The sequence below is a fragment of the Chryseobacterium sp. SIMBA_029 genome (assembly GCF_046535275.1).
Taxonomy (GTDB): Bacteria; Bacteroidota; Bacteroidia; order Flavobacteriales; family Weeksellaceae; genus Chryseobacterium.
Window position 1 is genome coordinate 242,820 of record NZ_JAWRXA010000006.1, and the last position, 24,140, is coordinate 266,959.

A 24,140-nucleotide genomic window follows, 5' to 3' on the forward strand; every position below is an offset into this window, starting at 1 on the left:
AAAAAATTTTAAGTATGAATTAAAATAATTTTTAACTTTGTTACTCAAAATTTATCTAACAAACGTATTAACATTCAAGAATATGAAAAAATTAATTGCAGGAATTGCATTATTCGGGACATTTGCTCTTGCATCTGCACAAACTATTACATTCGATAAGACTACTTTCGACTATGGTACTATTAAGCCAGGTTCTGACGGTACAAGATTTTTCACAGTAACTAACACTGGTGATAAGCCTTTGGTAATCTCTAATGTAAAGCCATCTTGCGGATGTACAACTCCAGAATTCAGTACAGATCCTATTATGCCTGGAAAATCTGCTAAAATCAAAGTTGGATATAACACTACTAATGTTTCACCATTTAACAAAATGATCGAGGTATTTTCTAATGATCCGGCAAACAGCAGAACTGTAATCTATATCAAAGGTAATGTAGATGCTAACGCTCCTGAGCCAAAGCCATTGACTGCTGAAGAGCAAAAACAGGCTGCTAAAGCTCAGAAAGAAGCAGATAAAGCTGCTAAAAAAGCTGCTAAAGTTGCAAAAGTTGCTGCCGCAAAGTAAGCTCTACTCAAAAAAATAAAAGAACCGTCTCCAATGAGGCGGTTTTTTTTATTACTTTTATTATAAATATCAACATGTATGGACACCAATTTCTCTGATGACTTCCTGGTAAACGGAAAATTCTCAATAAAAAAATCTTCAACTTCTTATGAAGGAAAACTCACTAAAGAAGAAGGAAAGGAATTATTAATTAAGGAAAAAGAAAAGCTTCGTGAGCTTCAGGAAAAAATGTATGCAGATGGAAGTAAATCTCTTCTGGTTATCCTACAGGCAATGGATGCTGCGGGTAAAGACAGTATGATAGAACATGTTTTTGGAGGCGTAAATCCACAGGGATGCAATGTTACCAGTTTTAAAACACCCAGCTCAAAAGAATATGCCCACGATTTTTTGTGGAGACATTATTTAGCCTTACCGCAAAAAGGGATGATCGGTATTTTCAACCGCTCTCATTATGAAAGTGTTTTAGTATGCAAAGTACATCCTGAATACAACCTCAGCGAAAAAACATGGAAAACGGTAAAAGATTTTGACAGCACATTCTGGGAAAACAGATATGAAAGCATCCGTAATTTCGAAAAACACCTTTCGCAAAACGGAACTACCATTGTAAAAATATTTCTGAATGTTTCTAAGGGCGAACAAAAGAAAAGACTTCTCGACCGAATTGATGAGCAGGAAAAAAACTGGAAATTCTCTTCAGCAGACCTTCCTGAAAGAGCTTTGTTCGGCCAATATATGGAAGCCTATGAAACGGCCATTAATGAAACTTCAAAAGATCATGCGCCATGGTATGTACTTCCTGCTGACAACAAATGGTTTGCAAGAGTGGCAGCAATACAGATTATTATTGATACCCTGGAAAAAATGGATCTTCAATATCCTCAGCTTTCAGAAAAAGATAAAATGGGATTGATAGAATCTAAAAAAACACTTGAAAGTGAATAAAAAACAAGCGTAACATATTACTTAATAGTTAAATAAAAGTAAATATTTTTATTTAAAAAACACCAAAAAGTGAATAATTTGTTTTTTGTAAGAGTTTTTTTTATAAATTTATCAAAAATTAATTTTGAAATTAATTTTGATAACCCTTTACAAAACTTTAACTATGAGAAAACAATTATTGTTATTAGCGTTTGCTTTAATAAGCATCGCTTCCTGTAGCAATGAGGGAACCGCTGTGAATACAGCAACAAGTATGAAGACTCCGTCCATGGAGAATTTCGATAAAGCTTTTAAAAGCCTGGGCGAACCTCAAAACCGCCCTACTGAAGAAGAAAAAAAACGGGCTACTTCTGAACTGAGCGACAGGAGAAAAGCTCTTTTAGTTCCCGCTTCTAAAGAATTAATCCTTTCAACAGGCATTACAGAATCTGAAATGATGAGAAAAACTAGCGGCGATATGAGCCAGATCATCGTTTGGGCTACGCAGATCTACATGAAAAAAAGTGACGAGATCCGCAACCATCTGAAATCTGAAAATTAAGATATTTCACGGAAAACATTCCTATTAAATACTCACGTATTATTAGGCTGTTTAACCGTTGCTGTAAGTGATTCAGAACTATACTATTTCTATGAAGATTAGTTTATGATGATATCCTCTGCAGCCCCAAATATTTCACCTAATCATCAAATAAACTAATATATATGAAGAAAATATCATTACTCTTATCCGTGTTTGCAGGAGTTCTTTCCTTTGCACAAAGTACTCCTTTAGTTATTAACAATTTCAGTTCCTATCATGCAGTAGGAAGACTTCGTACAGGAAGTGCCGGTCCAATTGCCGGCCCTTATATGTTTGCTTCTCCTAATCCTCCTTATGGAACGTATACCGTACCTGCCGGACAGTATACTCAATATAATACATTTGATACCTCTGGAACAGCCATTCTCCCTATAATGACCTGGAATGTTACAGATTACACAACGCCTTCCAACAATGGTAGCTACCCTTATAATCATAGTTTCATTACCAATACCATGAATTCATCAAATGAATGGGGCGGATTTCATTTCTGGCTTACGGATCCTGCTACAGGAAATACGGTAGACACTTATGAACTGGGCGACCCCAACATTTATCCCGGATTCAGTTCTTCGCTGACGGGAAGTGTTTCTTCTGCTGACTGGTATACCATTACAACACCAGCCGGAGCGATCACTTATCTGGAAATTTATTAATCATTATCCCATAGGCTGCTAGTCATTCAGCTGTCTTATTGGAAAATCTAATATTCAAAAAACTTAAAAAGTTTTTTGGAAGGAATCCTTATGTCTTTATTTTCAACTTATTACAATACAAAATTATCTTATTTAATCATGAAAAAACATTTTTTATTGGCAGCTTTTGCTGTCGTAAGTCTTACCATTTCCTGCAGCAATGAAGGAGCAGCAGTGAATACCGTAGCTAGCATGAAAACTCCACAGATGGAAAACTTTGATAGAGCTTTCAAAAGTCTGGGTGAACCTCAAAACCGACCTACGGAAGAGGAAAGAAAAAGAAACACTTCTGAACTGAGTGACAGAAGAAAAGCTCTTTTAGTTCCGGCGTCCAAAGAACTGATCCTTTCAACAGGCGTTACAGAGTCTGAACTCATGAGAAAAACCGGAGGTGATATGAGTCAGATTATTGTCTGGGCAACCCAGATTTATATGAAAAAAACTGACGAAATCCGTAAAAACATAAAAACTGACAACTAAAATATCATGAAAAAACTATTAACATTAATAGGAATAGCCGCAGTTTCTCTGGCATATTCCCAAGGCATTTTTATCATTAATAATTATTCCGGGTATGATTTTCACGGAAGTCTTTCTGCCAACAATTTTGCAGGAGGATGCTACCCTTATGTTCATGCGCTGAACCCCGCAACGATTATTGCCCCCGCTTATTCCAATATGGGAAACAGCAATGCCATTATTTATAAAAATTACAGGGATCAGTATACGGATTCCTTATTTCCGATCACTCAGTGGAGCGTAACGACAAGTCCCACAAATACACAACCCCGAGCCTGGAACCATGCCGCCGTTATGCCTGGCGGAACTGTTGCCAACAATACCACCTGGTCTGCTACTAAATTTCAGATGTATTTTGCCGGAACCAACACCCCGGAAACGTTTTTTAATGGAAATGTAGGAAACAATGCCAATCCATGTGTTCTGATTGATAATCTGATCACTACTCCGTATGGAACAGCAGAATGGTTTACCATAACAACAGGTACTACAGTCACAACTTTTTTAGAAATACACTAACCACGTCCATATAATTATGAAAAAAACAATCTTATTAGCCGCATTTGCCATTTTAGGCCTGATATCATGCAACAATGAAGGAGCCGCTGTCAATACCGTATCCAGTATGAAAACTCCACAGATGGAAAATTTTGATAAAGCTTTCAAAAGTCTGGGTGAACCTCAGAACCGTCCTACGGAAGAAGAAAGAAAAAGAAATACTTCTGAACTGAGTGACAGAAGGAAAGCACTATTAGTTCCGGCTTCCAAAGAACTAATCCTTTCAACAGGCGTTACAGAGTCCGAACTGATGAGAAAAACCGGAGGTGATATGAGCCAGATCATTGTTTGGGCTACCCAGATCTATATGAAAAAAAGTGAGGATATCCGCAACAATATAAAAGCTGATAAATAGGTACTGGTATGAAAAAATTCTTAACAATACTGGGGGTTGCAGCTTTTGCTTTTGGCTATTCTCAGGGTGGTGCTCTTGTCATCAATAACTATACACCTCATGATTTTTCAGGATACATCATGGCTAATAATTTTGCCGGAGGATGTTATCCTTTTGTAACCTCCGGGGACCCGGGAATGGTAACAGTTCCTGCCAATGCCAATATGGGAAATGGAAATGAACTGAAATATGGAAATTACAAAGATCAATATACCTCTTCTCTGTATCCCATGACTCAATGGTATGTACAAACCTCCAGCACAAGCAGTATGCCGAGAGCATGGAATCATCCCGCAGTTATGCCCGGCGGAACAGTCTCCAATAATACGAAATGGGCCTCTACAAAATTTAAAATGAATTATGCAGGAACAACGAACGGAGTTCCCGGTTTCAGCAGTGGTTTAACTCTTGCCGGAAATGCTTCCTGCTATACGGCACCTGATTATTTTGATATGACTTCGGGAGGTATCACCAACAGTGCGGAAATTTTTACCCTATCGAGTGGAGGAATTAATTATACCTACATCCAACTCTATACATTTTAATTATATAAAAAATTGTATTGGCAGTTTTTACTGCCTTAAATCCAACGAAATCCACAACAATATAAAACCAATAACTAAACATTATGAAAAAAACAATCTTATTAACCGCATTTGCCGTTTTAGGCCTGATATCGTGCAACAATGAAGGAACTGCTGTGAATACTGTATCCAGCATGAAAACTCCACAGATGGAAAATTTTGATAAAGCTTTCAAAAGTCTGGGTGAACCTCAAAACCGTCCTACGGAAGAAGAGAGAAAAAGAAATACCTCTGAACTGAGTGACAGAAGAAAAGCGCTTTTAGTTCCTGCTTCTAAAGAACTCATCCTTTCAACAGGCGTTACAGAATCTGAACTGATGAGAAAAACCGGAGGCGATATGAGCCAGATCATTGTATGGGCTACTCAGATCTATATGAAAAAAAGTGAGGACATCCGCAAGAATATAAAAGCCGAAAACTAAAAGACATGAAAAAAATTTTAACTACAATTTTCATCGCGGCAGTATCATTAATCAATGCGCAAAACTTAAAATTAATTGTCAACAACTATTCTACCACTTTTGATTTTCATGGAACTTTAAGTGCCCATAACTTCGGCGGAGGCTGCTATCCATATGTCACTACGAACAGCCCTGCAATGGTTGTTGTTCCTGCTGACGCCAATATGAATAATGGAAATGAACTGGTGTATGCTAATTTTAAAGATCAGTATGTAAACTCTCTGTACCCTAATGCAAGCTGGTTGGTACAGCTAAGCGCCGCAACACCGGTAGTAAGAGCATGGAATCACGCAAGTATTGCACCCGGTGGTGTCATTTCTGCGAATACAAAATGGTCTTCTTCTCAATTTCAAATGTATTATGCAGGAACTTCTACTCCCGAGCCTTCTTTCAGTGGCCTGATTGGAGAACCTCAGGATCCATGTACGGGAGCAAGCTCCAATATTTCGACTCCATATGGCGATGTAGAATGGTTCAATATTACCACAGGAAATGTGGATTACTCTTATTTACAAATTTATTAATATGAAAAAACTAATAGTATCAGCCCTTTTATTCTGTGGCGTGTTTTCTTTTGCACAAAGCACCCCTTTAATGATCAATAATTACAGTAAGCTGAGGCTCGAAGGAAGGCTAATGGCTTGCAGTAAAACAAACGGCTATCCTGTAGCTTTTGCAGCTCCCAATCCTCCCTATGGAACATATACTGTTCCACCGTTAACGACTGATGTAGAGTACATAACATTGAATACTTCCGGCCTTTCATCCCTGCCAATTTTAAAATGGTACGTTACCACGGCTGGTGGCAGCACTGCTTACAATTACAATGATCCGGCTATGGCGGGGATAAGTTCTTCGGTAGAATGGGCGATGTATCATTTTGTCACTAAAGATGATCAGGGAAATGGTGCCGATACTTTTATAATAGGTAATCCTATTGTATCAAATATGGCAGGCTTCTCAGCCAATCTGTATCAGCTGGGCACTACAGCGGAAGCAGAATGGTTTTCCATTTCGGGGATAATTTACCTGCAGGTGTATGATTATCCATAAAAAATTCAAAATTTCAGAATAAAAGCGGAAAATTCCGCTTTTATTTATTAAAAATTCAATAAAATCCATAACAACCTATTTATGAAAAGATATTTTTTACTAACGGCCTTTACCCTGCTGGGACTTATTTCATGTAATAATGAAGGAACTGCCGTTAATACCGTAGCCAGCATGAAAACTCAGCAGATGGAAAACTTTGATAAAGCATTCAAAAGTCTGGGTGAACCTCAAAACCGACCTACGGAAGAGGAAAGAAAAAGGAATACCTCTGAACTGAGTGATAGAAGAAAAGCATTACTGGTTCCTGCTTCCAAAGAACTCATCCTCTCAACAGGTGTTACAGAATCTGAGTTGATGAGAAAAACCGGTGGTGACATGAGTCAGATCATCGTATGGGCAACCCAAATCTATATGAAAAAAACTGATGAGATCCGTAAAAATATAAAAACTGACAACTAAAACATTATGAAAAAGTTTTTAACCCTAATAGGGATAGCAGCGGCTTCTATAGCTTACTCACAGGGCGTATTGGTTCTTAATAATTATTCAGGGTATGACTTTCATGGAAACCTTCTTGCCAGTAATCTCACGAACTGTCTTCCGATGGTGATGAACAGGGATCCGGATCCTATCAAGGTTCCGGCCAATGCCAATATGGGTAACGGGAATGCATTAGTCATAAAAGACTATCAAATTCAGTATACTTCGTCTCTCTACCCAATTTCAAGCTGGAATGTAACTCTGACACAGGGAAATACTACAGCAACGTCCTGGGATGATGCCAGCCTTGTACTCGGAGGAAGTATTTCAAATAATACAAAATGGATTACTTCAAAATTTGCTATGTATTTCCCTGGAACCAATAACCAAGTACCGGGATTCAATTACAGTATTGGTGACGCAACCCCCAATACGTGCTATACAAGCACTGATTATATACTTGATCCTAATGGTGAAGTAGAATGGTTTACTATTTCTACCGGTGGCACTATGGTTACTTATTTACAAATCTTTTAATATAAAAAAGCCATTAGATCCGTAAGAATCTAAATCTAAAAAATCAATCATTATGAAAAAAATTTTGACAATATTAGGGATAGCAGCAGTATCTTTGACTTATGCTCAGGGAGGAACTCTTATCATTAACAATTATACTCCTTATGAATACAGAGGAGATATTATAGCTAATAACAGCCTGGGATGTTATCCCATCGTAGCAAATGCGAATAAAATTATTGTTCCTGCAGATTCCAATACCGGTAATGGGCAACAGTTGCAGTATGATAACTACAGAGATCAATACACTTCATCTTTGTACCCCAATCCCAATTGGACGGTTAGCACTTCGGCAAGCACCACGAATGTCAGACCGTGGAATCATCCCGCAGTGATGCCCGGAGGCACGATATCCAATTTCACCAAATGGTCTGCTACAAGATTTGATATGTTTGATACCGCAACCGGATCGTATGTAACAGGGTTCAATGCCAATTTAAGTATCACCTCCTGTAATTCTTCAACTCCTACACCTTCCTACAATACCCCAAACGGACTCAATAGTGCAGAGATGTTTGTGATCGGAACTATTACCTACACCCAGCTATATTAAAATTACAAACACTATTATTCATAGAAAAAGCGGAGAAATTCTCCGCTTTTCTTTGTATAGATCGATATATTATTCATAAAATCACGAGAAAATCTGTAAGCCGGATTTTGTACTTCCGAAGAAGTGCCTGTTATTTATCTGCGTCCTGCATTGCTGCAATACTTTAGCTGATTACCCCTCGGCTTTCAGAGCGAGCCGCCCCTATTTTCATTGCTGAAAAGAACCGATATACTTATCATTGCACCGCAAAGAGTTTACCTGGTTTCACTACAGCCGAACTGTACTTGCTTTCTGTTGCACTTGTCCTACCCTCACGGGTGACGGATGTTATCCGCTTTGCTGCTCTATGGTGTCCGGACTTTCCTACCCCTGCCGAAGCAGGAATCAACAAGCCGACTTTCTCGTGGCCGCAAAGATACAGGATAATTTTGAGAATGAGATAATGACACTATAAGTAAATTCTCAAATGTATTCTCCCCTTTTAGCGTCCTGTCTATAATTATAAATGATAACTCTTCATTAATCACTACATTATTATTATCTTCGTGCCGTTATACATCTATTGTGATTTCTAGAGAAAAAGAATTTGCGCAGCTCATCAAGGATAATCAGGGTTTGATTATCAAGGTTTCGCGTCTTTATACCAACTCTCTGGAAGATGAAGAAGATCTTTTCCAGGAAATTGTTCTTCAGCTCTGGAGAAGTTACGATTCTTTTAAAGGAAATTCTAAAATTTCTACCTGGATGTATCGTGTAGCCCTTAATACAGCCATTACCCTTTTCAGAAAAAAAAGCAAAAGCTTACCTACCAACGAATTAGATATTAATCACAGAGATTTTATTGAAGATGATGATGAAAAACAGCAGCAGGTATCACTTTTGTATACGGTAATAAAGACATTGCCTAATGTGGAAAGAGCCATTGTAATGATGTATCTGGATGATTTGCCTTACAAGGATATCGCAGAAAACCTCGGGATTACCGAAGTTAATGCACGTGTGAAAATGAACAGATTAAAGAAAACCCTTAAAGAACAGATGGAAAAATATGCCTGAATTTGATTTAGACAGTTTTAAGAAGACATGGCAAGAACAGCCTGTTCAACAGAAATACGATAACAGCGAGATTCTTCAGATGCTGAACCGAAAATCGCGCAATTACGTGAAATATATTTTCTGGATCAGTGTGGTAGAATTTCTGTTCTTTTCGATCATGGGGGTATTTTACTTCATGAAGGGAGATGAGTCCAACAGCTTTCTTAAACTATTGGAAAGACTGGGAGCCCAAAAAACACCTGAGGTAGAAAACAGTTTTGAGATTATATATTTAATTATTAAAAGTCTTAGCTTATTGATAACAGCTTATTTCGTCTATAAATTTTATCAAAACTACCGACAGATAAAAATAGAGGAAAATCTTAAAGGATTAATTACACGGATTATACACTTTAAAAAAACGGTTAATGCATTTATTTTAATCAGCATTGTTTTACTCGTTGTTGTTACCACCGTATTTATTGGTTTTATCTTCTACTCTCTGAATTCTCAAAGTATAGAGGTTAATAATTCTACTCTTACAGGTTTCCTGGTTGGAATCGTTTTAAGCACCGCTTTAACGGTAACACTGGTGTGGCTTTATTACAAACTGGTATATGGTATTATCATGAGGAAGCTGGACAAAAATCTAAAACAGCTTAAAGACATCGATTCCCAGGAAAATTAATACTTCACAGACCTTAGCTTACGATTTATTTACTAATTTTAGGTAACCAAATCTTTAGTTATGGCATTATCCTATGTACACGGTGCTTCCGCTATTCCTTTATTGGGTGAGACAATCGGAGGCAACCTAAAAAATACGGTTGAAAAACACGCTCATCAGGAAGCATTAATCTCAGTTCACCAAAATTACCGGGCTACCTATCAGGAGTTTTACAATCAAACAACAGCCGTTGCTAAAGCCCTGATTTATTTAGGGGCAAAATCCGGAGACAGAATAGGAATATGGGCTTCTAACCGCTATGAATGGGTAGTTCTGCAATATGCAACGGCGAGAATAGGAACGATTCTAGTTAATATCAACCCTGCGTACAGAACGCATGAACTGACCTATGTCATCAACCAGTCTGAAATCCGTTTTATTTTTTCATCACTGCACTTTAAAACCAGCAACTATAAAGAAATGGTAGACTACGCCAAAGAGGTGTGCCCTTCTATGGAACATGCTATTTTCTTTGATGATACCTGGGAAGAATTTGTAAACAACGGACAATATATTTCCGATGAAACCCTCCAAAGTTTCGAAGAATATGTGCAGTTTGATGATCCTGTCAACATCCAGTATACTTCCGGAACAACCGGCTTTCCTAAAGGCGTAACCCTCTCCCATCATAATATTCTGAATAACGGCTATTTCATAGGTATCCGCCTACGCTATTCCGAGAAAGATCGGGTCTGTATTCCTGTACCGTTTTACCACTGCTTCGGAATGGTGATCGGAAATATCTGCTGTATTGCTCACGGAGCCTGCATTGTGATTCCTAATGACAGTTTTGATCCTGATATTACCTTAAAAACAGTTTCTGACGAGAAATGTACCTCATTGTATGGTGTTCCTACCATGTTTATCGCCGAACTAGCTGTAAAAGATTTCAATACATATGATTTCTCCAGCTTAAGGACTGGTGTAATGGCCGGCTCCGTCTGCCCTCCAGAGATCATGAAAAAAGTAGAAAACCTTATGAACATTAAAGAAATGAGTATCTGCTACGGAATGACCGAAACATCCCCGGTTTCCACACAAACCCTAATAGGTACTTCTTTGGAAAAACAGGTAAGCACCGTGGGTACTGTTCAGGATCACCTGGAAATAAAGATCATCGATGAAAACGGAAAAGTACTGAAACGCGGAGAACATGGCGAACTTTGTACAAGAGGCTATTCTGTGATGCTGAAATACTGGAACGATCCTGAAAATACTAAAAAAGTATTGGATGATGCAAAATGGATGCACACCGGAGACATGGCCGTGATGGATGATGAAGGGTACATTACCATTTCCGGCAGGATGAAAGATCTCATCATCCGCGGCGGAGAAAATATTTCGCCCAAAGAAATTGAAGACTTTTTATACACCTATCCCAATATTCTGGATGTGCAGATCATTGGAGTTCCCAGTGAAAAATTCGGAGAGGAAGTGATGGCCTGGGTGAAAATCAGAAAAGGATTCGACCTTACGGAAGAAGAGCTCCTTACCTACTGTAAAAACCAAATAGCCCATTATAAGATCCCGAAATACTGGAAGTTTGTGGATGAATTTCCCATGACGATTTCAGGAAAAATAAGGAAAGTAGAAATGCGAGAGATTTCTATAAAAGAACTGGGAATCGAAATGGGCAAGCCTCGTTCGTAACCATACTTTAAAATAAAATTTAATAAAAATGCCCAGTTACTGATTAATTGGGCATTTTAAATATTCTAAATAATAAACGTTTATTATAATTCTTTTCTTAATCGTGCAACCGGAATATTAAGCTGTTCTCTATACTTTGCAATCGTTCTTCTTGCAATATTATAGCCCTGTTCTTTTAAGATCACTACCAATGCATCATCGGTAAGCGGTTTTCTTTTATTTTCCTTACTGATCACTTCCTGAAGATGGTTTTTAATTTCCTTAGTAGAAACCTCTTCCCCATCATCATTCGTCAAACTGTCTGAAAATAAGTCTTTAAGGTAAATAATTCCATTTGGAGTATCTGCATACTTGCTTTTCACTACTCTTGAAATCGTAGAGATATCAAAACCTGTAATATCAGCAATATCTTTCAGAATCATAGGTTTTAACGACTTTTCATCACCCGTTATGAAATAATTCTTCTGGAATTTTACAATGGCATTAATGGTCTGTAATAACGTGTTCTGGCGTTGGTTAATGGCATCGATATACCATTTTGCAGCGTCCAGTTTTTGCTTGATAAATAAAGCAGCCTGCTTATGATCAGCCGATTTTTTATCATGTGAATACGTCGTTAAAATATCTTTATATTCTTCCGAAACTCTTAAAGTAGGCGCATTCTTGCTGTTCAGCATTGGAATAACGATTCCATCCTTCACCTGAATTACAAAATCCGGGATAATTTCCTGGTTGATCGTAATGGTTTGAGTATCAAAATTCCCTCCTACTTTGGGAGACAGCTTGGAAATTTCATCCAATGCATCTTTAAGGTCTTCTTCTTCGATATCATATTTCTGGATGATCTTGTTATAGTGCTTGTTGGTCAATGCATCAAACTGATGTCTCAGGATATTTGCCGCTAAAGAAACTGCTTTATCAGAACTCACCTTTTTTTCGATCTGTAACAACAGACATTCCTGAAGGCCTCTTGCGCCTACTCCTGGCGGATCAAGCTTCTGAACATAATTTTCCAGCACATCATCCACTCTTTCCTTGGTGGTATAAATTCCCTGGGAAAAAGCCAGATCATCAACGATAGATTTGATTTCTCTTCTCAGATACCCATCTGTATCAAGGTTACCGATAAGATATTCAGCAATTTTCACATCTTCCTCATTGATATTGGCAAGATGAATCTGCTCCATCAGATAATCATATAAAGACTGGCCTTCTGTTAAAAGGCTTTCATTATCGAATTCTTCGTCATCCGCAGAATAGTTGCTGGATGCAGTTTTATAGTTAGGTTCGTCGTCGTAGAGATAATCATTGACATCAAAGTCTGTTTCAATGCTTTCTGTTCCTTCATCCTGATATGCTTCTTCCAGGGAAGAATAATCATCTTCCTTAGATTCTTCTTTTGCAATCTCCAACGCAGGGTTCTCTTCTAACTCTCTCTCTAACTCTTCTTCAAATTCCAACGTGTGAAGCTGAATAAGCTTCATCAATTGGATCTGCTGTGGTGCCAGCTTCTGTCCTAATTTGAGTTGTAAGTGTTGTTTAAGCATATTAATATGTGTGTTTTAACATAACATAGTCTACGAATTTAATAAATTTATTCGAGAAAAAATATAATTAGCATGATTTTTGCATTATACTTATCAACATAATAAGCTATTAAAGAATAAAAAAAGCCTTAAATTAAAATTTAAGGCTTTTTATTTATCTAAAACTCAGCATTCTTCGGTGTTCTAGGGAAAGGAATCACATCTCTGATGTTTGTCATTCCTGTTACAAAAAGAACCAGTCTTTCTAACCCTAATCCGAACCCTGCATGAGGTACTGAACCAAATTTTCGGGTATCAAGATACCACCAAAGTTCGTGCTCATCGACATGCATGTCTTCCATTTTCTGTTTTAATACATCTAATCTGGCTTCTCTTTCAGAACCGCCGATGATTTCACCGATTCCAGGGAAAAGAACATCCATTGCTGCAACAGTTTTGTTATCATCATTCAGCTTCATGTAGAATGCTTTGATTTCTTTTGGATAATCAAACAATACTACCGGGCTTTCAAAATGTTTTTCTACCAGGTATCTTTCATGTTCAGACTGAAGATCGGTTCCCCATTCTTCAATCGGATACTGGAATTTTCCTTTTTTATTTTCTTTTGAGTTTAATAAAATCTCAATAGCTTCTGTATAACTTACACGTTTGAAACGTTTGGTAATTACGTTCTGAAGCTTTTCGATAAGACCTTCTTTTGCTCTTTCTTTTTCCGGTTTTGTTTTCTGTTCTTCCTCAAAACGTTTGTCAAGGAACTCAAGATCATCTTTACAGTGATCAAGTACATACTGGATCACATATTTAAGGAAATCCTCTGCAAGGTCAATATTATCTTCAAGGTTATTGAACGCTACTTCAGGCTCAATCATCCAGAATTCTGCCAGGTGACGGGTTGTGTTAGAATTCTCAGCACGGAAAGTAGGTCCGAATGTATAAATTCTTCCTAATCCCATTGCTGCCGTTTCTCCTTCTAACTGCCCTGAAACCGTTAAGTTTGTTTTCTTACCAAAAAAGTCCTGTGCAAAATCAATTTCACCCTCTTCAGTTCTTGGAATCGCATTCAGGTCAAAGTTGGTTACTCCAAACATTTCCCCTGCTCCTTCTGCATCAGCACCTGTAATAACCGGTGTGTTGATATAGAAAAACTGGTTTTGGTTAAAGAAAGAATGCACTGCAAAACTTACAGCGTGACGGATTCTGAAAACAGCTCCAAATACATTGGTTCTAAATCTTAAATGCGCTTGCTCACGAAGTTTTTCCAAGCTGTGCTTTTTAGGCTGAAGAATGGTATTCTGCAATTCTTCCGTAAAGTTATCCCCTAAAATAATGATCTTTTTAGCAACAATCTCCACGGTTTGTCCTGCTCCCTGACTTTCTACTACTTCACCTACAATTTTAAGGGAAGAAGCAGTACTAATCTTACTGATAATCTCTTTGTCAAAATTTTCGAAATCAACAACAATCTGCAAATTATTAATTGTAGAACCATCATTAAGGGCAATAAAGCGATTGGCACGGAAGGATCTTACCCAGCCGTAAACAGTAATGTCATGATGTAATACCTTTTTGTAATCCTGTAGGATTTCTTTAATCGTCTGCTTTTTCATTTGTTGATGATAAAATTTTCGTATAAAATTAATGTCTGCAAAGTTACAAAAAAACAGCGCAACTTCATGAGTACGCTGTCTTTTTAAAAAATCATTTATCAATTATTTAACGAACAACTATGCTTCAAATATTATTTAATTAAAGAATATGGTCTTTTTTCTCTGCTTTCCATTCTTGATTTTCCATGCATGATAACAGCTGGGTACATCAAATTGCCATTTCGGAAGTATTACAATAATCAGGATCACATCAATATGAGAAACAAGTCCTAATCCTATGGTGAGATAAAAAGCCCAACCTGTTTCTTGAAATCCTATTAAATATGTAAAAGCAAGGAGTAAACTCAATCCCCACATTTTCGACATCAATGCATGAGTACATGTTTCTTTTCCGAATTTCCAAATGCTTATACCATAGCAAAGGGCTTCCATAACGAAGAGTAAAAGAATTCCCTGCCATTCATTTTTAATTAATTCAGGATTTAGAAAATAGGATGCAAATCCCAGCGAAAGCCAGAAAATAAGATCTGTCTGACTGTCCAGTCTTCTTAATTTTTCTGAGGAAACACCAACTTTTCGTGCAATAATTCCATCGAAGATATCGGTTAATAATCCGAAATACATTAATGCAACAATTAAAAATTTTGCTTCTATGTCCTTGAAATAAGCCAGGCAAAGGATGATTGGAGCAAGAATAAATCTGGCTGCAATTAAAATATAGGGCAATTTTTTCATGATTACTCTGTCTTTTCAAAAGTTAAACTATAGTGAAATGTTTTCCAGTCGCTCATGAAAACCAATACGCCGTTACAGAAAAAGTAATTGGATTGAACCAGCAAATTATTATTTTGATCCACTGTAAAGCGTGATTTCTGAAAATTCCACCCACCGAAGATCAATGGAATCCCATCAAGCATGAATCTCTTTTCTTTTAAATAAAAGAAACCATCTTTTTTTAATTTTACTTTTACATCTTTATCAAATAAAACATTTTCAGATTCATATATTTTAACATTAAAAATGTTTTGATTGACATTTTTTACTTTGACTTTTAAATCTTTATTATATTTTTCTTTAGAAACAAACATATTTGTATTTCTATCAAAAACATCACTAAGACTTCTTACATAAAAACCACTTCTTGAAGAAGGCACATTATTATAAGTTCCTTCTATATCACTTACACTATTTGTATTCAAGCTTACACTTTTTGTATCTGCATTCTTAAAACCTGCACAACTAATAGTAAGAAATGTAATATTTAAATAAAAAAACATTTTTTTCATAGCTCATTATTTTAAAATTCTACTTCAAAATTATCTGTGAAAAACACAAATCCGAATGCGAAAAAAAATTAAAATAAAGAAGTACATTTGTGAAAATCACAAAATCATGTATCAGGAACTTTTACTCAGGGAAATTCGCAGAAAAATTGGTAATAAATCTTTGAACGATGAAATTGCCAATATTCTGAATATAAGTTATGATGCATCACACAGAAGAACATCTCTGAAAGCAAAGTTCAGTTTTGAAGAAGGCTTGATACTGGCCAAATATTACCAGATTTCTCTTAACCAATTGATCACTTCAGACCAGCAGATTATGGTTCAAAAAACTTCTGTAGTAAATGAAACATCAGATTTACAGTCATTTTTTCAGAATACGCTCAGTATTTTTGAAAACCTGCCTCTTTCTGATGAAATGACGATTTATTATTCTGCGAAAGATATTCCTTTTTTTTATACGCTTTCAGATACTTTACTTTCCCGTTTTAAGATCTATGTCTGGATGAACCTGCTGAATGCAAAACAGGTTTTCATTCCCTTTCTGCAGTTTTCACCTCCGTATTTTGAATCAAATACGCAGCAACTGAAGAAAAAATATGAAGCACAAAATATAGTGGAATTATGGAATGACAGAACTATTTCCAGCATTTTACAGCAGATTTTATTTTATTATGAAACCGGACTTTTACAAAAAAATGAAGGGGAAATTATTCTGAAAGAACTAAAAGAGCTTATAGAGTATATTGAACAAAAGACAGAAAATGATCCAAAATTTCACTTATATGAAAATGAACTGATGCATCTTTCCAATGACATCTTTTTTCATCATCCGCAACAATCACTTTTCGCATTACCTGCGAATATGTTTGGGTATATCCTGATTACTGATCCAAAAACCTGTAATGAAACACGGAATTATTTTGAACATCAGATTAAAAATTCCAAATCATTGACGACTTCCGGAAACCGGGACCGAAAAATATTTTTCAATACCATGTATGAACAGATTGAAAATTTAAAGCAAAAACTGCAATGAATACACTCCGTACCGGTGAATTTTTTGGACAAACCAACGAAAAACTCAATTTTGAGGGGCTGATCATCACAGACACTGAATATACCCATTCGTATGTAGACTGGCATTATCACGAAAATGCCTATTTTACCTTTCTGCTTCAGGGAAATATGGTAGAAGGAAATAAAAAAGAGATCTACCATTGTCCGGCAGGAACGCTTCTTTACCATCATTGGGAAGACCCACACTACAACATCAAACCAGAAGGTTTTACCAGAGGATTCCACATTGAAATCTCTGCTGAATGGTTTGAACAGCTTCATGTTTCTAAAGATGCTGTTGAAGGAAGTTTGCAAATACAGAATCCTTCCATCAAATTAATGCTATCAAAAATTTTTAAAGAAACAAAAATGAACGATCAGACGTTTGAATTGTCTGTTCAGCAGTTATTATTAAATATATTCAGCCAGTTATCTGATACCAAAATAGTCCAACCGGAAAAGAATCCGCGCTGGGTAAAACAGATCAATGAGCTTTTACATGAAAACTTTATGGAGAAAGTAAGCTTAACTGAACTCTCGAAAACTTTAGATATTCATCCGGTCCATCTCAGCAGGGATTTTCAAAAATACTTTCATTGTAACCTCGGGGAATATATCAGACAACTCAAAATCAATAAATCGCTAATTCTTCTTCACAATAAAAACACACCACTGGTAGAAATTGCAGCCGAATGCGGATTTGCAGACCAAAGCCATTTTATACGATCGTTTAAAGAAAATCTAGGGATCACTCCATTGAAATACCGGAAAATCCGATAAACAGGAATGTTAATTTCATTCTATTTTTATACGTAAAAACAGTGTAGTTTTACGAGAATTATAAGATCACCATGAAATTTTCACTTTTACCATTCCTACTTTTCACATTTGGAGCTTTTTATGCTCAGAAGAATATCGTAGAACCGGAGACAATCGACAACACTATTCAGAAAAACCATCTTCATACGGTTGTTTTTTTAGATAAAGTTGTTGCGTTGGAAAATGTAAAGGAAACTGATTTTCTTACTCATGCCGTACTCCAGGAGGATAAAGATTTTGGGATCAGAGTTTTTATGGATAATTCTCTGGTTAATTATTTACATGAGCTTGAGCCTTCTTTAACGGCTGATGAATTGATAAAAAAAGGAAGTTATCAGTTCTCTTTTTATGTGGACGGAAAGCTGATCTATCTTGAAAATCTGAATACAGGCGCAGGAACACCGGAGCAAAAAAAGCTGAAAACCACCTTTAGAATTCCACTGTTCAGTTCCGGCAATGAAGATTCCTGGGGAAGGTATTTGTGGATGCGTTTCTATCTGGCTCATAACGGAATCGATGCGCTTACGGAAGGAAATCACAATCTAAAAATAGAGATCAGACCTTATATCAATACCAATTCTTTAAAAACTGGCAGGTTGATTGCCACCGGGGAAATTCCTGTAACCATTCCTAAAAAACAACTTACCGAACAGCAAATTGCTATTCAGCCGATTGCGCCGAACAGCGGATGGAAAATTTCTACAGAAAAAATCAATACTGAAAAGATAAAAGCTTTACATAAGAAAATTGCTGAAAATAGATTTAGAGATATCACCAGTATCGTGGTCATTAAAAATAACAGGCTGCTTATAGAAGAGTATTTCAGTAATTGCGGGCGTGATAGTTTACAGGACACCCGTTCCGTGGGAAAATCTTTTGCTTCTGCCTTAGCAGGAATTGCCATTAAAGAAGGTCATTTAAAAAATGAAAATCAAAAACTGGGAGAGTTTTATCATCTAAAAGAATATAAGAATTACACCCCAAAGAAAGACAGCGTAACTTTAAAAAGCCTTCTGACGATGAGTTCCGGATTTGAAGGTAATGATGAAGAGGAAACTTCACCCGGAAATGAAGAGAATATGTACCCTACCGATAATTGGGTAAAATTCACTCTTGATGTTCCTATGACAAATCAGAAAATCGGAAAAAAATGGAGCTATTTTACAGCTGGAGTGGTCGTTGTAGGTGATGTGCTCGATAAAAATATTCCCGGAGGATTGGAAGCGTATGCTGATAAAAGATTATTTAAACCTCTGGGCATCAACACGTATCAGTGGCAATATACCCCGCAGCATAAAATTTCTTTGGCCGGAGGATTGAAAATGAATGCATTAGATTTTGCAAAATTCGGACAGCTGTATAAAAATGAAGGAACCTGGAATGGTAAAAGAATTATAGATAAAGCCTGGATTAAAAAATCATTCAGTAACTATTTTACTGACAATAAGGATTTTGAAGGCTATGGCTACCTGTTCTGGAGAAAAGTATACAAAGTGGGAAACCGGAATTTTGAGGCGTATCAATGCAGTGGCAATGGTGGTAATAAAATTATTATGTTTACAGAAATTCCTGTAGTAATCGTAATTACGGCAAAGGCTTACAATAGATCATATGCGCATTCACAGGCTGAGAAAATAGTTCAGGAATATTTGCTGCCAGCAATTAACAATGAGCAATAAATAGGATGATAACTCTTCTTCAGGGAATGATCTGTTCTACAGTTTCATTTTAGTAAGAAGGGTTTCTTTTAAGTCTCGCAGATTGGGCTGATTGAGCAGATTAAATAGGTTCAGACATCAGAGTAATATAACTTTACAGCCTATCTTCTGAAATTCCAGTCCACAGTAAATGACAGGTACCTATTTTTTCTACCTTAAGTCTTACTAAAAAGTGATGAAAATAAAAAAAGAAGTTGGGAAACACTGTATTGGTCCCGAAATTAATGATAAAAAGAAATAGACCTTAGAAATAAGGGCATTATTCGTCTTTTTTGGAAGGAACCAGGAATACATCGATAAGTCCTTCAGGAAGTCTCATTTTGATAATTCTTTCTTCACGGTCCACTTCAAGGATCCAGTCTTTGATGATGGGAATTACTACTTCTTTTCCATCTAGGTTGGTTACAAAATAAGTTTGCGCCGTTTGATCATTCACAGATCGTATAACACCACAGTCATTATCATTTTCATCAAGGACATTGAACCCGATGATCTCATGATAATAGAACTTATTTCCTGACAGTTTAGGCAGTGTATCAAGCGGCAGGTAAACACTTTTACCCAATGACTGATCTACTAACGCCTCAGAAGAATTTTTAAAGGCAAGATTCAGAGCATCTAATTTACTCCATGATGATTTTGCAATAAAAAATGGAACCAATAATCCGTTGATTTCAACGAATATTGATTCCAATTTATTGTAAAGCTCGGGTTGGTCTGTATCTAATTTCAAGATAACATTCCCCGCAAGTCCGTGTCTGCGTGTGATTTTTCCTAAAAAATAGCAATCTTCTATACGCATACGGTTGTTTTTTTAAGCTTCAGTGTTTTCTTCAGTTTCAGCAGCAGGAGCTTCTCCTTCAGCAGTTTCAGCAACCACTTCTTCAGCAGGTGCGTTAGCAGCTTCTTCAGCAGCTTTAGCATCAGCTTCAACTTGTGCAGCAGCAGCGATTCTAGCTTCGTTTACTTTAACTTCAGCATCTAAAGCAGCTTTCTTAGCGTCTGCCTGAGATTTAGTTAAACCTTCTACTTTACCTTGTACTTTTTGTTCTTTAGCCTCTAACCAAGCAGCAAATCTTTTTTCAGCTTCAGCCTCATCAAAAGATCCTTTAGCAACACCACCTTGTAAGTGTTTTTTGTAAAGTACTCCTTTGTAAGAAAGAATAGCTCTTGCAGTATCAGTCGGTTGAGCACCGTTGTTTAACCACTTTACAGCAGAGTCAACGTTCAAATCGATAGTCGCAGGGTTAGTAATTGGGTTGTAAGTACCTAGTTTTTCGATGAATCTACCATCTCTTCTTGCTCTAGCATCTGCAACCACGATGTGGAAAAAAGGCTTACCTTTTTTACCGTGTCTTTGTAATCTGATTTTTACTGACATAATGTTTGAATTTTACGGGAACTCGTCCCAGTTAAATATTTAAGTCTGCAAAGATAGTGAAAATATTTAAAGTTCAAAGCTAAATTTTGCAATGTTTTTCACCTTTAAGGCTTACTTTCCATTATATTCACCAAGACCCTTCTTATAAGCCTCCAAAGCTCTGTTTGTGGCAAACGCATGATCTACCATTCTTTCTTCAAAAATGGATTTTTCATACTCAGGATTCCATTTTTTTATATATTTCAGGTCTTTATCGAATTTTTTAGTTTGTTCATCCGGGTTAAATACCCTGAAATAAGGCGCCGCATCACAACCACAGCCTGCCGCCCACTGCCAGTTTCCATTGTTTGCAGAAAGGTCATAATCCAGGAGTTTTTTTGCAAAATAGGCTTCTCCCCACCGCCAGTCGATCAACAGATGTTTGGTAAGGAAGCTTGCAACGATCATCCGTACCCTGTTATGCATTTGTCCCGTTTGGTTCAGTTGCCTCATTCCGGCATCTACAATGGGATATCCTGTAGTTCCATTGCACCATTTTTCAAATTCTTCTTCATTATTCCGCCATGGAATATGTTCATATTTTTCCTTGAAACATTTTTTAACTACTTTCGGGAAGTGAAATAAAATCTGCATAAAAAACTCTCTCCAGATGAGTTCATTCAGCCATGTTTTATTATGCTTCAGGGCAAATTTCACGCATGTTCTGATAGAAATCGTTCCAAAACGCAAAGCAATTCCCAAATGCGTGGTGGCATCTAAAGCCGGAAAATCCCTGTTTTTATCATAATGATCAATAATTGCGGACTCCAGTGTTGGGAGTTCAAACTCTAAATCCGTTTTTTCGAATCCGATTTCTTTTAAACTTAAAATCTTTCTGAAATCTGTCTGATTAAAATTCTCATGGTTGAGCGTTACAGCCTGTACATTTTCGGGCCTGAAGGTATTCTTCCACTTTTTGGAATAAGGAGTATATACGGTGTAAGGTTCTTTATTATCCTTTGTGACTTCACCTTTTTCAAAAATTACCTGATCTTTATAATTGAAAAATCAACGTTTTTAGTATTCAAAAATTCTTTGACCTCAGTATCTCTTTTGATGGCTGCAGGTTCGTAATCCCGGTTGCAGTACACCGATTTCATCTTATATTCGGATTCTATCTTTTTGAAAATGTCCAACGGTTTTCCGTGATATGTTTGAAGGCTGGTTCCGAATTCTTTCAGTTCTGTATTGATTTTTTCCAATGCCTGATGGATGTAATCTACCCGCCTGTCATTTTTATCTTCCAGCTGATCTAAGATATCAGCATCAAAAATAAAAATCGGAATCACTTGGGAGCCCGATTGTAATGCTTCTGATAAGCCGGCATTATCTTCCAGCCTAAGGTCTCTGCGAAACCAAAATATTGAAATTTCTTTCATTTTTTCATTCAGTGATATGGTCTTATTCCAAACTTCCGATATAGAATAATCCTAAACATTTCTGGTTTTCTTCAATGGTAAGAGAATCCTTAAGATCATCTACGATTTTTGGAGAGCTCCAGTAAGATCCTATATGATTTGCAGTACAGGTAAGATACATATTTTGTACGGCCATAGAAACAGCAGCGATTTCTTCCCATTCCGGAACCATTCCACTGAAATTAACGATAATAGAAACGACAGCGTCTGCTTTATTGATTTTAAAACCAATATCAGTGTATTTTTTTTCCAGGAAAAGATGTTCTGGCTGCGATTTTTTATAGATGGTTTGCATTTCCAATGCCAGCTTTGCTTTTTCTTCTCCTTTGAAAATCTTAAAACGCCATGGTTTTGTCCGTTTATGATTGGGAGCAAATGTTGCGGAGTTTACAATCTCTTCGATCAGCTCCTGAGAGATTTCAGTATCGGTATAATCTTTTGGAAATATACTTCTGCGCTGTTCTATGATTTCTTTTAAAACGGTTGCTTTATTCATAGTACAAATTTACGACATGGAATTGAATGTGCTTTATTTATGATTGAGTTTTTAAAAGACTTACTCAATTTTTATCCACTTCATACCTGTAATGATAAAAGTAACAACCCATAATTTTATATAAATGAATAAAATATAAGCTCCAAACAGGATTCGGAGCTTTTAGATATTATGCGCAATAAAACGTAGTGATAAGAAACCGAAGAAAGGGATTATAAAACCTCAACAATCTCCTGATGGATATTATTCAAGGTAAAGGCATCACCGCCTTTCATCCCCATCATCTTTTTGGCCATTGGGCTTTCGGGAGAAATCGCATAAAACCGATCACCTTCAAAAAAGAACTCACCCAATGAAACTGAAATATAAAAACGGGCTTTATTGGTAATAACCAGGGAGCCCAGCTGAATTCTTTCGGTAGCGGTATTTAAAACTCTGGACATATTCCTGTTAAGTTCATTTAATGCAGCGAGCTGGCGTTGCATCTGGTAAATCTCCTCCTGCATTTCTTCCCTCATGCTGTCGTATTTCGGAGTTTTTTTGATGTCGCGGGTGGCTTCTAAAGTAAATTCAATAAAATTTTTAAGTTTGGTGATCTTTTCGGCAATCACGCCTTTTACAAAGTTTCTTATATTATTTTTCTCAAATACGGTCTTCTCCATACATCTAATCTTTACATAAAGATAATATTTTTTTAAAATATAATGATCTTTTCGTCTTTCAAAAAACTAATGATCCACAGAATTTTAAACTTATTTAGCGTGACAGTAAACGTTGCTTCGGGAATAATGCATTATCCTTTTATAGATAAAAAAAACAGCCTTGTAAAAATTACAAGGCTGTTTCATTATTTTTCGGCCATTTTTTTCAGGTCTCCAAGTCCGCTATCAAACATTTTTTTCATATTCATATCCATCATGGGTTTCATGATTTTCATCATCGTATTCAGCTGATTATCCATCGTCCATGTCACCTTCGTTCCATTTCCGTCTGATGTAAGCACAAAAGTACCTTTTGCATCACCTTCAAATGGTTTTATGAAATGTAATTTGGTGGTTAATTTTTCGTTTGGTGTCACTTCAGTTACTGTTTGTTCACCCTCTCCTACTTTGTCATTTCCTTTCCAATGATAGGATTCTCCTACCTGTCCTGTTGCTCCGGAATACGTAATTACAACATTTTTGTCCGCTTTAGAAAACGGATCCCAGGTATTAAACCCTTTTAATGATCCGGTATATTGCCATACTTTTTCCTTCGGTGCATTAATCACGATTGATCTTTCAAAATGGTAATCTTTACTGAAAAAGAGCATCGCAATTACTGCATAGGCAATAATCAATAAGATGATCACTCTAAGAATTCTCAAAATTGTTTTCATAGTATCTATTT

Annotated in this window: 29 protein-coding genes, 1 other RNA gene and 1 pseudogene; 20 read left to right on the forward strand and 11 right to left on the reverse strand. The window is 36.7% G+C overall.

Annotation, left to right across the window (positions count from 1 at the left end):
- Nucleotides 1-82 precede the first annotated feature (82 nt).
- The 14 genes from SB679_RS12935 (at nucleotide 83) to SB679_RS13000 (ending at nucleotide 7,972) form a co-directional block, all read left to right on the forward strand.
- A complete protein-coding gene (locus SB679_RS12935) occupies nucleotides 83-568 on the forward strand; it encodes a DUF1573 domain-containing protein (protein ID WP_410702736.1) in 486 nt (161 codons plus the stop codon).
- 78 nt (nucleotides 569-646) lie between these two features.
- Nucleotides 647-1,516, forward strand: a complete 870-nt coding sequence (locus tag SB679_RS12940; RefSeq protein ID WP_410702737.1) for a polyphosphate kinase 2 family protein — start codon at nucleotides 647-649, stop codon at nucleotides 1,514-1,516.
- Nucleotides 1,517-1,679: 163 nt separating this feature from the next.
- Nucleotides 1,680-2,057, forward strand: a complete 378-nt coding sequence (locus SB679_RS12945) for a hypothetical protein (RefSeq protein ID WP_410702738.1) — start codon at nucleotides 1,680-1,682, stop codon at nucleotides 2,055-2,057.
- 164 nt (nucleotides 2,058-2,221) lie between these two features.
- A complete protein-coding gene (locus SB679_RS12950; RefSeq protein WP_410702739.1) occupies nucleotides 2,222-2,755 on the forward strand; it encodes a hypothetical protein in 534 nt (177 codons plus the stop codon).
- 138 nt (nucleotides 2,756-2,893) lie between these two features.
- Nucleotides 2,894-3,274 (forward strand): hypothetical protein, encoded by a 381-nt coding sequence (locus SB679_RS12955; RefSeq protein WP_410702740.1) that lies wholly within the window; start codon nucleotides 2,894-2,896, stop codon nucleotides 3,272-3,274.
- Nucleotides 3,275-3,280: 6 nt separating this feature from the next.
- On the forward strand, nucleotides 3,281-3,832 hold the full coding sequence (locus SB679_RS12960) for a hypothetical protein (protein WP_410702741.1): 552 nt from the start codon (nucleotides 3,281-3,283) through the stop codon (nucleotides 3,830-3,832).
- Between the two features lie 16 nt (nucleotides 3,833-3,848).
- Entirely contained in the window at nucleotides 3,849-4,226 is a 378-nt protein-coding gene (locus SB679_RS12965; protein WP_410702742.1) for a hypothetical protein, read from the forward strand.
- Nucleotides 4,227-4,234: 8 nt separating this feature from the next.
- Nucleotides 4,235-4,810, forward strand: a complete 576-nt coding sequence (locus tag SB679_RS12970) for a hypothetical protein (protein ID WP_410702743.1) — start codon at nucleotides 4,235-4,237, stop codon at nucleotides 4,808-4,810.
- Between the two features lie 83 nt (nucleotides 4,811-4,893).
- A complete protein-coding gene (locus tag SB679_RS12975) occupies nucleotides 4,894-5,271 on the forward strand; it encodes a hypothetical protein (RefSeq protein WP_410702744.1) in 378 nt (125 codons plus the stop codon).
- Between the two features lie 5 nt (nucleotides 5,272-5,276).
- Entirely contained in the window at nucleotides 5,277-5,834 is a 558-nt protein-coding gene (locus SB679_RS12980) for a hypothetical protein (protein WP_410702745.1), read from the forward strand.
- Between the two features lies 1 nt (nucleotide 5,835).
- The gene (locus SB679_RS12985; RefSeq protein WP_410702746.1) at nucleotides 5,836-6,363 is read left to right on the forward strand and encodes a hypothetical protein; all 528 of its coding nucleotides are present in this window, start codon (nucleotides 5,836-5,838) and stop codon (nucleotides 6,361-6,363) included.
- 81 nt (nucleotides 6,364-6,444) lie between these two features.
- A complete protein-coding gene (locus tag SB679_RS12990) occupies nucleotides 6,445-6,822 on the forward strand; it encodes a hypothetical protein (protein ID WP_410702747.1) in 378 nt (125 codons plus the stop codon).
- A gap of 6 nt (nucleotides 6,823-6,828) precedes the next feature.
- Entirely contained in the window at nucleotides 6,829-7,380 is a 552-nt protein-coding gene (locus tag SB679_RS12995; RefSeq protein ID WP_410702748.1) for a hypothetical protein, read from the forward strand.
- Nucleotides 7,381-7,432: 52 nt separating this feature from the next.
- Nucleotides 7,433-7,972 (forward strand): hypothetical protein, encoded by a 540-nt coding sequence (locus tag SB679_RS13000; protein ID WP_410702749.1) that lies wholly within the window; start codon nucleotides 7,433-7,435, stop codon nucleotides 7,970-7,972.
- Nucleotides 7,973-8,052: 80 nt separating this feature from the next.
- Here SB679_RS13000 and rnpB read toward each other — a convergent pair.
- Nucleotides 8,053-8,376, reverse strand: an RNA gene (gene rnpB, locus SB679_RS13005) — RNase P RNA component class A.
- A gap of 160 nt (nucleotides 8,377-8,536) precedes the next feature.
- On the opposite strand from rnpB, the gene SB679_RS13010 reads away from it, so the two are divergent.
- From SB679_RS13010 to SB679_RS13020, 3 genes are read left to right on the forward strand one after another with little or no spacing between them, the layout of a single operon-like run.
- Nucleotides 8,537-9,028 carry an RNA polymerase sigma factor gene (locus tag SB679_RS13010; RefSeq protein WP_034710291.1) on the forward strand — a complete coding sequence of 164 codons (492 nt, stop codon included), beginning with the start codon at nucleotides 8,537-8,539 and terminating at the stop codon, nucleotides 9,026-9,028.
- Nucleotides 9,021-9,695 (forward strand): beta-carotene 15,15'-monooxygenase, encoded by a 675-nt coding sequence (locus SB679_RS13015; RefSeq protein WP_410702750.1) that lies wholly within the window; start codon nucleotides 9,021-9,023, stop codon nucleotides 9,693-9,695. The genes SB679_RS13010 and SB679_RS13015 overlap by 8 nt, the downstream gene beginning before the upstream one ends.
- Before the next feature lie 60 nt (nucleotides 9,696-9,755).
- Nucleotides 9,756-11,384: an AMP-binding protein gene (locus tag SB679_RS13020; protein ID WP_410702751.1), complete on the forward strand. Its 1,629-nt coding sequence runs from the start codon at nucleotides 9,756-9,758 to the stop codon at nucleotides 11,382-11,384.
- A gap of 83 nt (nucleotides 11,385-11,467) precedes the next feature.
- Here the strand turns inward: SB679_RS13020 and rpoN are convergent, their stop codons facing one another.
- The 4 genes from rpoN to SB679_RS13040 all read right to left on the reverse strand — a co-directional run bounded on the left by rpoN (nucleotide 11,468) and on the right by SB679_RS13040 (nucleotide 15,824).
- Complete coding sequence (gene rpoN, locus SB679_RS13025) at nucleotides 11,468-12,931, reverse strand: RNA polymerase factor sigma-54 (RefSeq protein ID WP_034710000.1); 1,464 nt, start codon at nucleotides 12,929-12,931, stop codon at nucleotides 11,468-11,470.
- Nucleotides 12,932-13,089: 158 nt separating this feature from the next.
- Nucleotides 13,090-14,538, reverse strand: coding sequence for an asparagine--tRNA ligase (asnS, locus tag SB679_RS13030; RefSeq protein WP_410702752.1), 1,449 nt, complete (start codon nucleotides 14,536-14,538; stop codon nucleotides 13,090-13,092).
- Nucleotides 14,539-14,673: 135 nt separating this feature from the next.
- A complete protein-coding gene (locus SB679_RS13035; RefSeq protein ID WP_410702753.1) occupies nucleotides 14,674-15,273 on the reverse strand; it encodes a CDP-alcohol phosphatidyltransferase family protein in 600 nt (199 codons plus the stop codon).
- Nucleotides 15,274-15,275: 2 nt separating this feature from the next.
- A complete protein-coding gene (locus tag SB679_RS13040; RefSeq protein WP_410702754.1) occupies nucleotides 15,276-15,824 on the reverse strand; it encodes a hypothetical protein in 549 nt (182 codons plus the stop codon).
- Between the two features lie 55 nt (nucleotides 15,825-15,879).
- Here SB679_RS13040 and SB679_RS13045 point away from each other — a divergent pair, with 55 nt between their 5' ends.
- From SB679_RS13045 to SB679_RS13055, 3 genes are all read left to right on the forward strand, one after another.
- Nucleotides 15,880-16,860 carry an XRE family transcriptional regulator gene (locus tag SB679_RS13045; protein ID WP_410702755.1) on the forward strand — a complete coding sequence of 327 codons (981 nt, stop codon included), beginning with the start codon at nucleotides 15,880-15,882 and terminating at the stop codon, nucleotides 16,858-16,860.
- A complete protein-coding gene (locus SB679_RS13050; protein WP_410702756.1) occupies nucleotides 16,857-17,660 on the forward strand; it encodes a helix-turn-helix domain-containing protein in 804 nt (267 codons plus the stop codon). The genes SB679_RS13045 and SB679_RS13050 overlap by 4 nt, the downstream gene beginning before the upstream one ends.
- A 71-nt stretch (nucleotides 17,661-17,731) precedes the next feature.
- Nucleotides 17,732-19,378, forward strand: coding sequence for a serine hydrolase domain-containing protein (locus SB679_RS13055; RefSeq protein WP_410702757.1), 1,647 nt, complete (start codon nucleotides 17,732-17,734; stop codon nucleotides 19,376-19,378).
- A gap of 298 nt (nucleotides 19,379-19,676) precedes the next feature.
- Here the strand turns inward: SB679_RS13055 and rimM are convergent, their stop codons facing one another.
- The 6 genes and pseudogenes from rimM to SB679_RS13085 form a co-directional block, all read right to left on the reverse strand.
- Nucleotides 19,677-20,219 carry a ribosome maturation factor RimM gene (rimM, locus tag SB679_RS13060; RefSeq protein WP_410702758.1) on the reverse strand — a complete coding sequence of 181 codons (543 nt, stop codon included), beginning with the start codon at nucleotides 20,217-20,219 and terminating at the stop codon, nucleotides 19,677-19,679.
- Nucleotides 20,220-20,231: 12 nt separating this feature from the next.
- On the reverse strand, nucleotides 20,232-20,798 hold the full coding sequence (locus tag SB679_RS13065) for a 30S ribosomal protein S16 (protein ID WP_034709990.1): 567 nt from the start codon (nucleotides 20,796-20,798) through the stop codon (nucleotides 20,232-20,234).
- A 111-nt stretch (nucleotides 20,799-20,909) separates the two neighbouring features.
- Nucleotides 20,910-22,216: pseudogene (locus tag SB679_RS13070) on the reverse strand (cryptochrome/photolyase family protein).
- A 22-nt stretch (nucleotides 22,217-22,238) separates the two neighbouring features.
- Nucleotides 22,239-22,751: a nitroreductase gene (locus SB679_RS13075; RefSeq protein ID WP_410702759.1), complete on the reverse strand. Its 513-nt coding sequence runs from the start codon at nucleotides 22,749-22,751 to the stop codon at nucleotides 22,239-22,241.
- Between the two features lie 212 nt (nucleotides 22,752-22,963).
- Nucleotides 22,964-23,413 (reverse strand): hypothetical protein, encoded by a 450-nt coding sequence (locus SB679_RS13080; RefSeq protein ID WP_410702760.1) that lies wholly within the window; start codon nucleotides 23,411-23,413, stop codon nucleotides 22,964-22,966.
- Between the two features lie 185 nt (nucleotides 23,414-23,598).
- Nucleotides 23,599-24,129, reverse strand: a complete 531-nt coding sequence (locus tag SB679_RS13085) for an SRPBCC family protein (RefSeq protein WP_410702761.1) — start codon at nucleotides 24,127-24,129, stop codon at nucleotides 23,599-23,601.
- Nucleotides 24,130-24,140 lie beyond the last annotated feature (11 nt).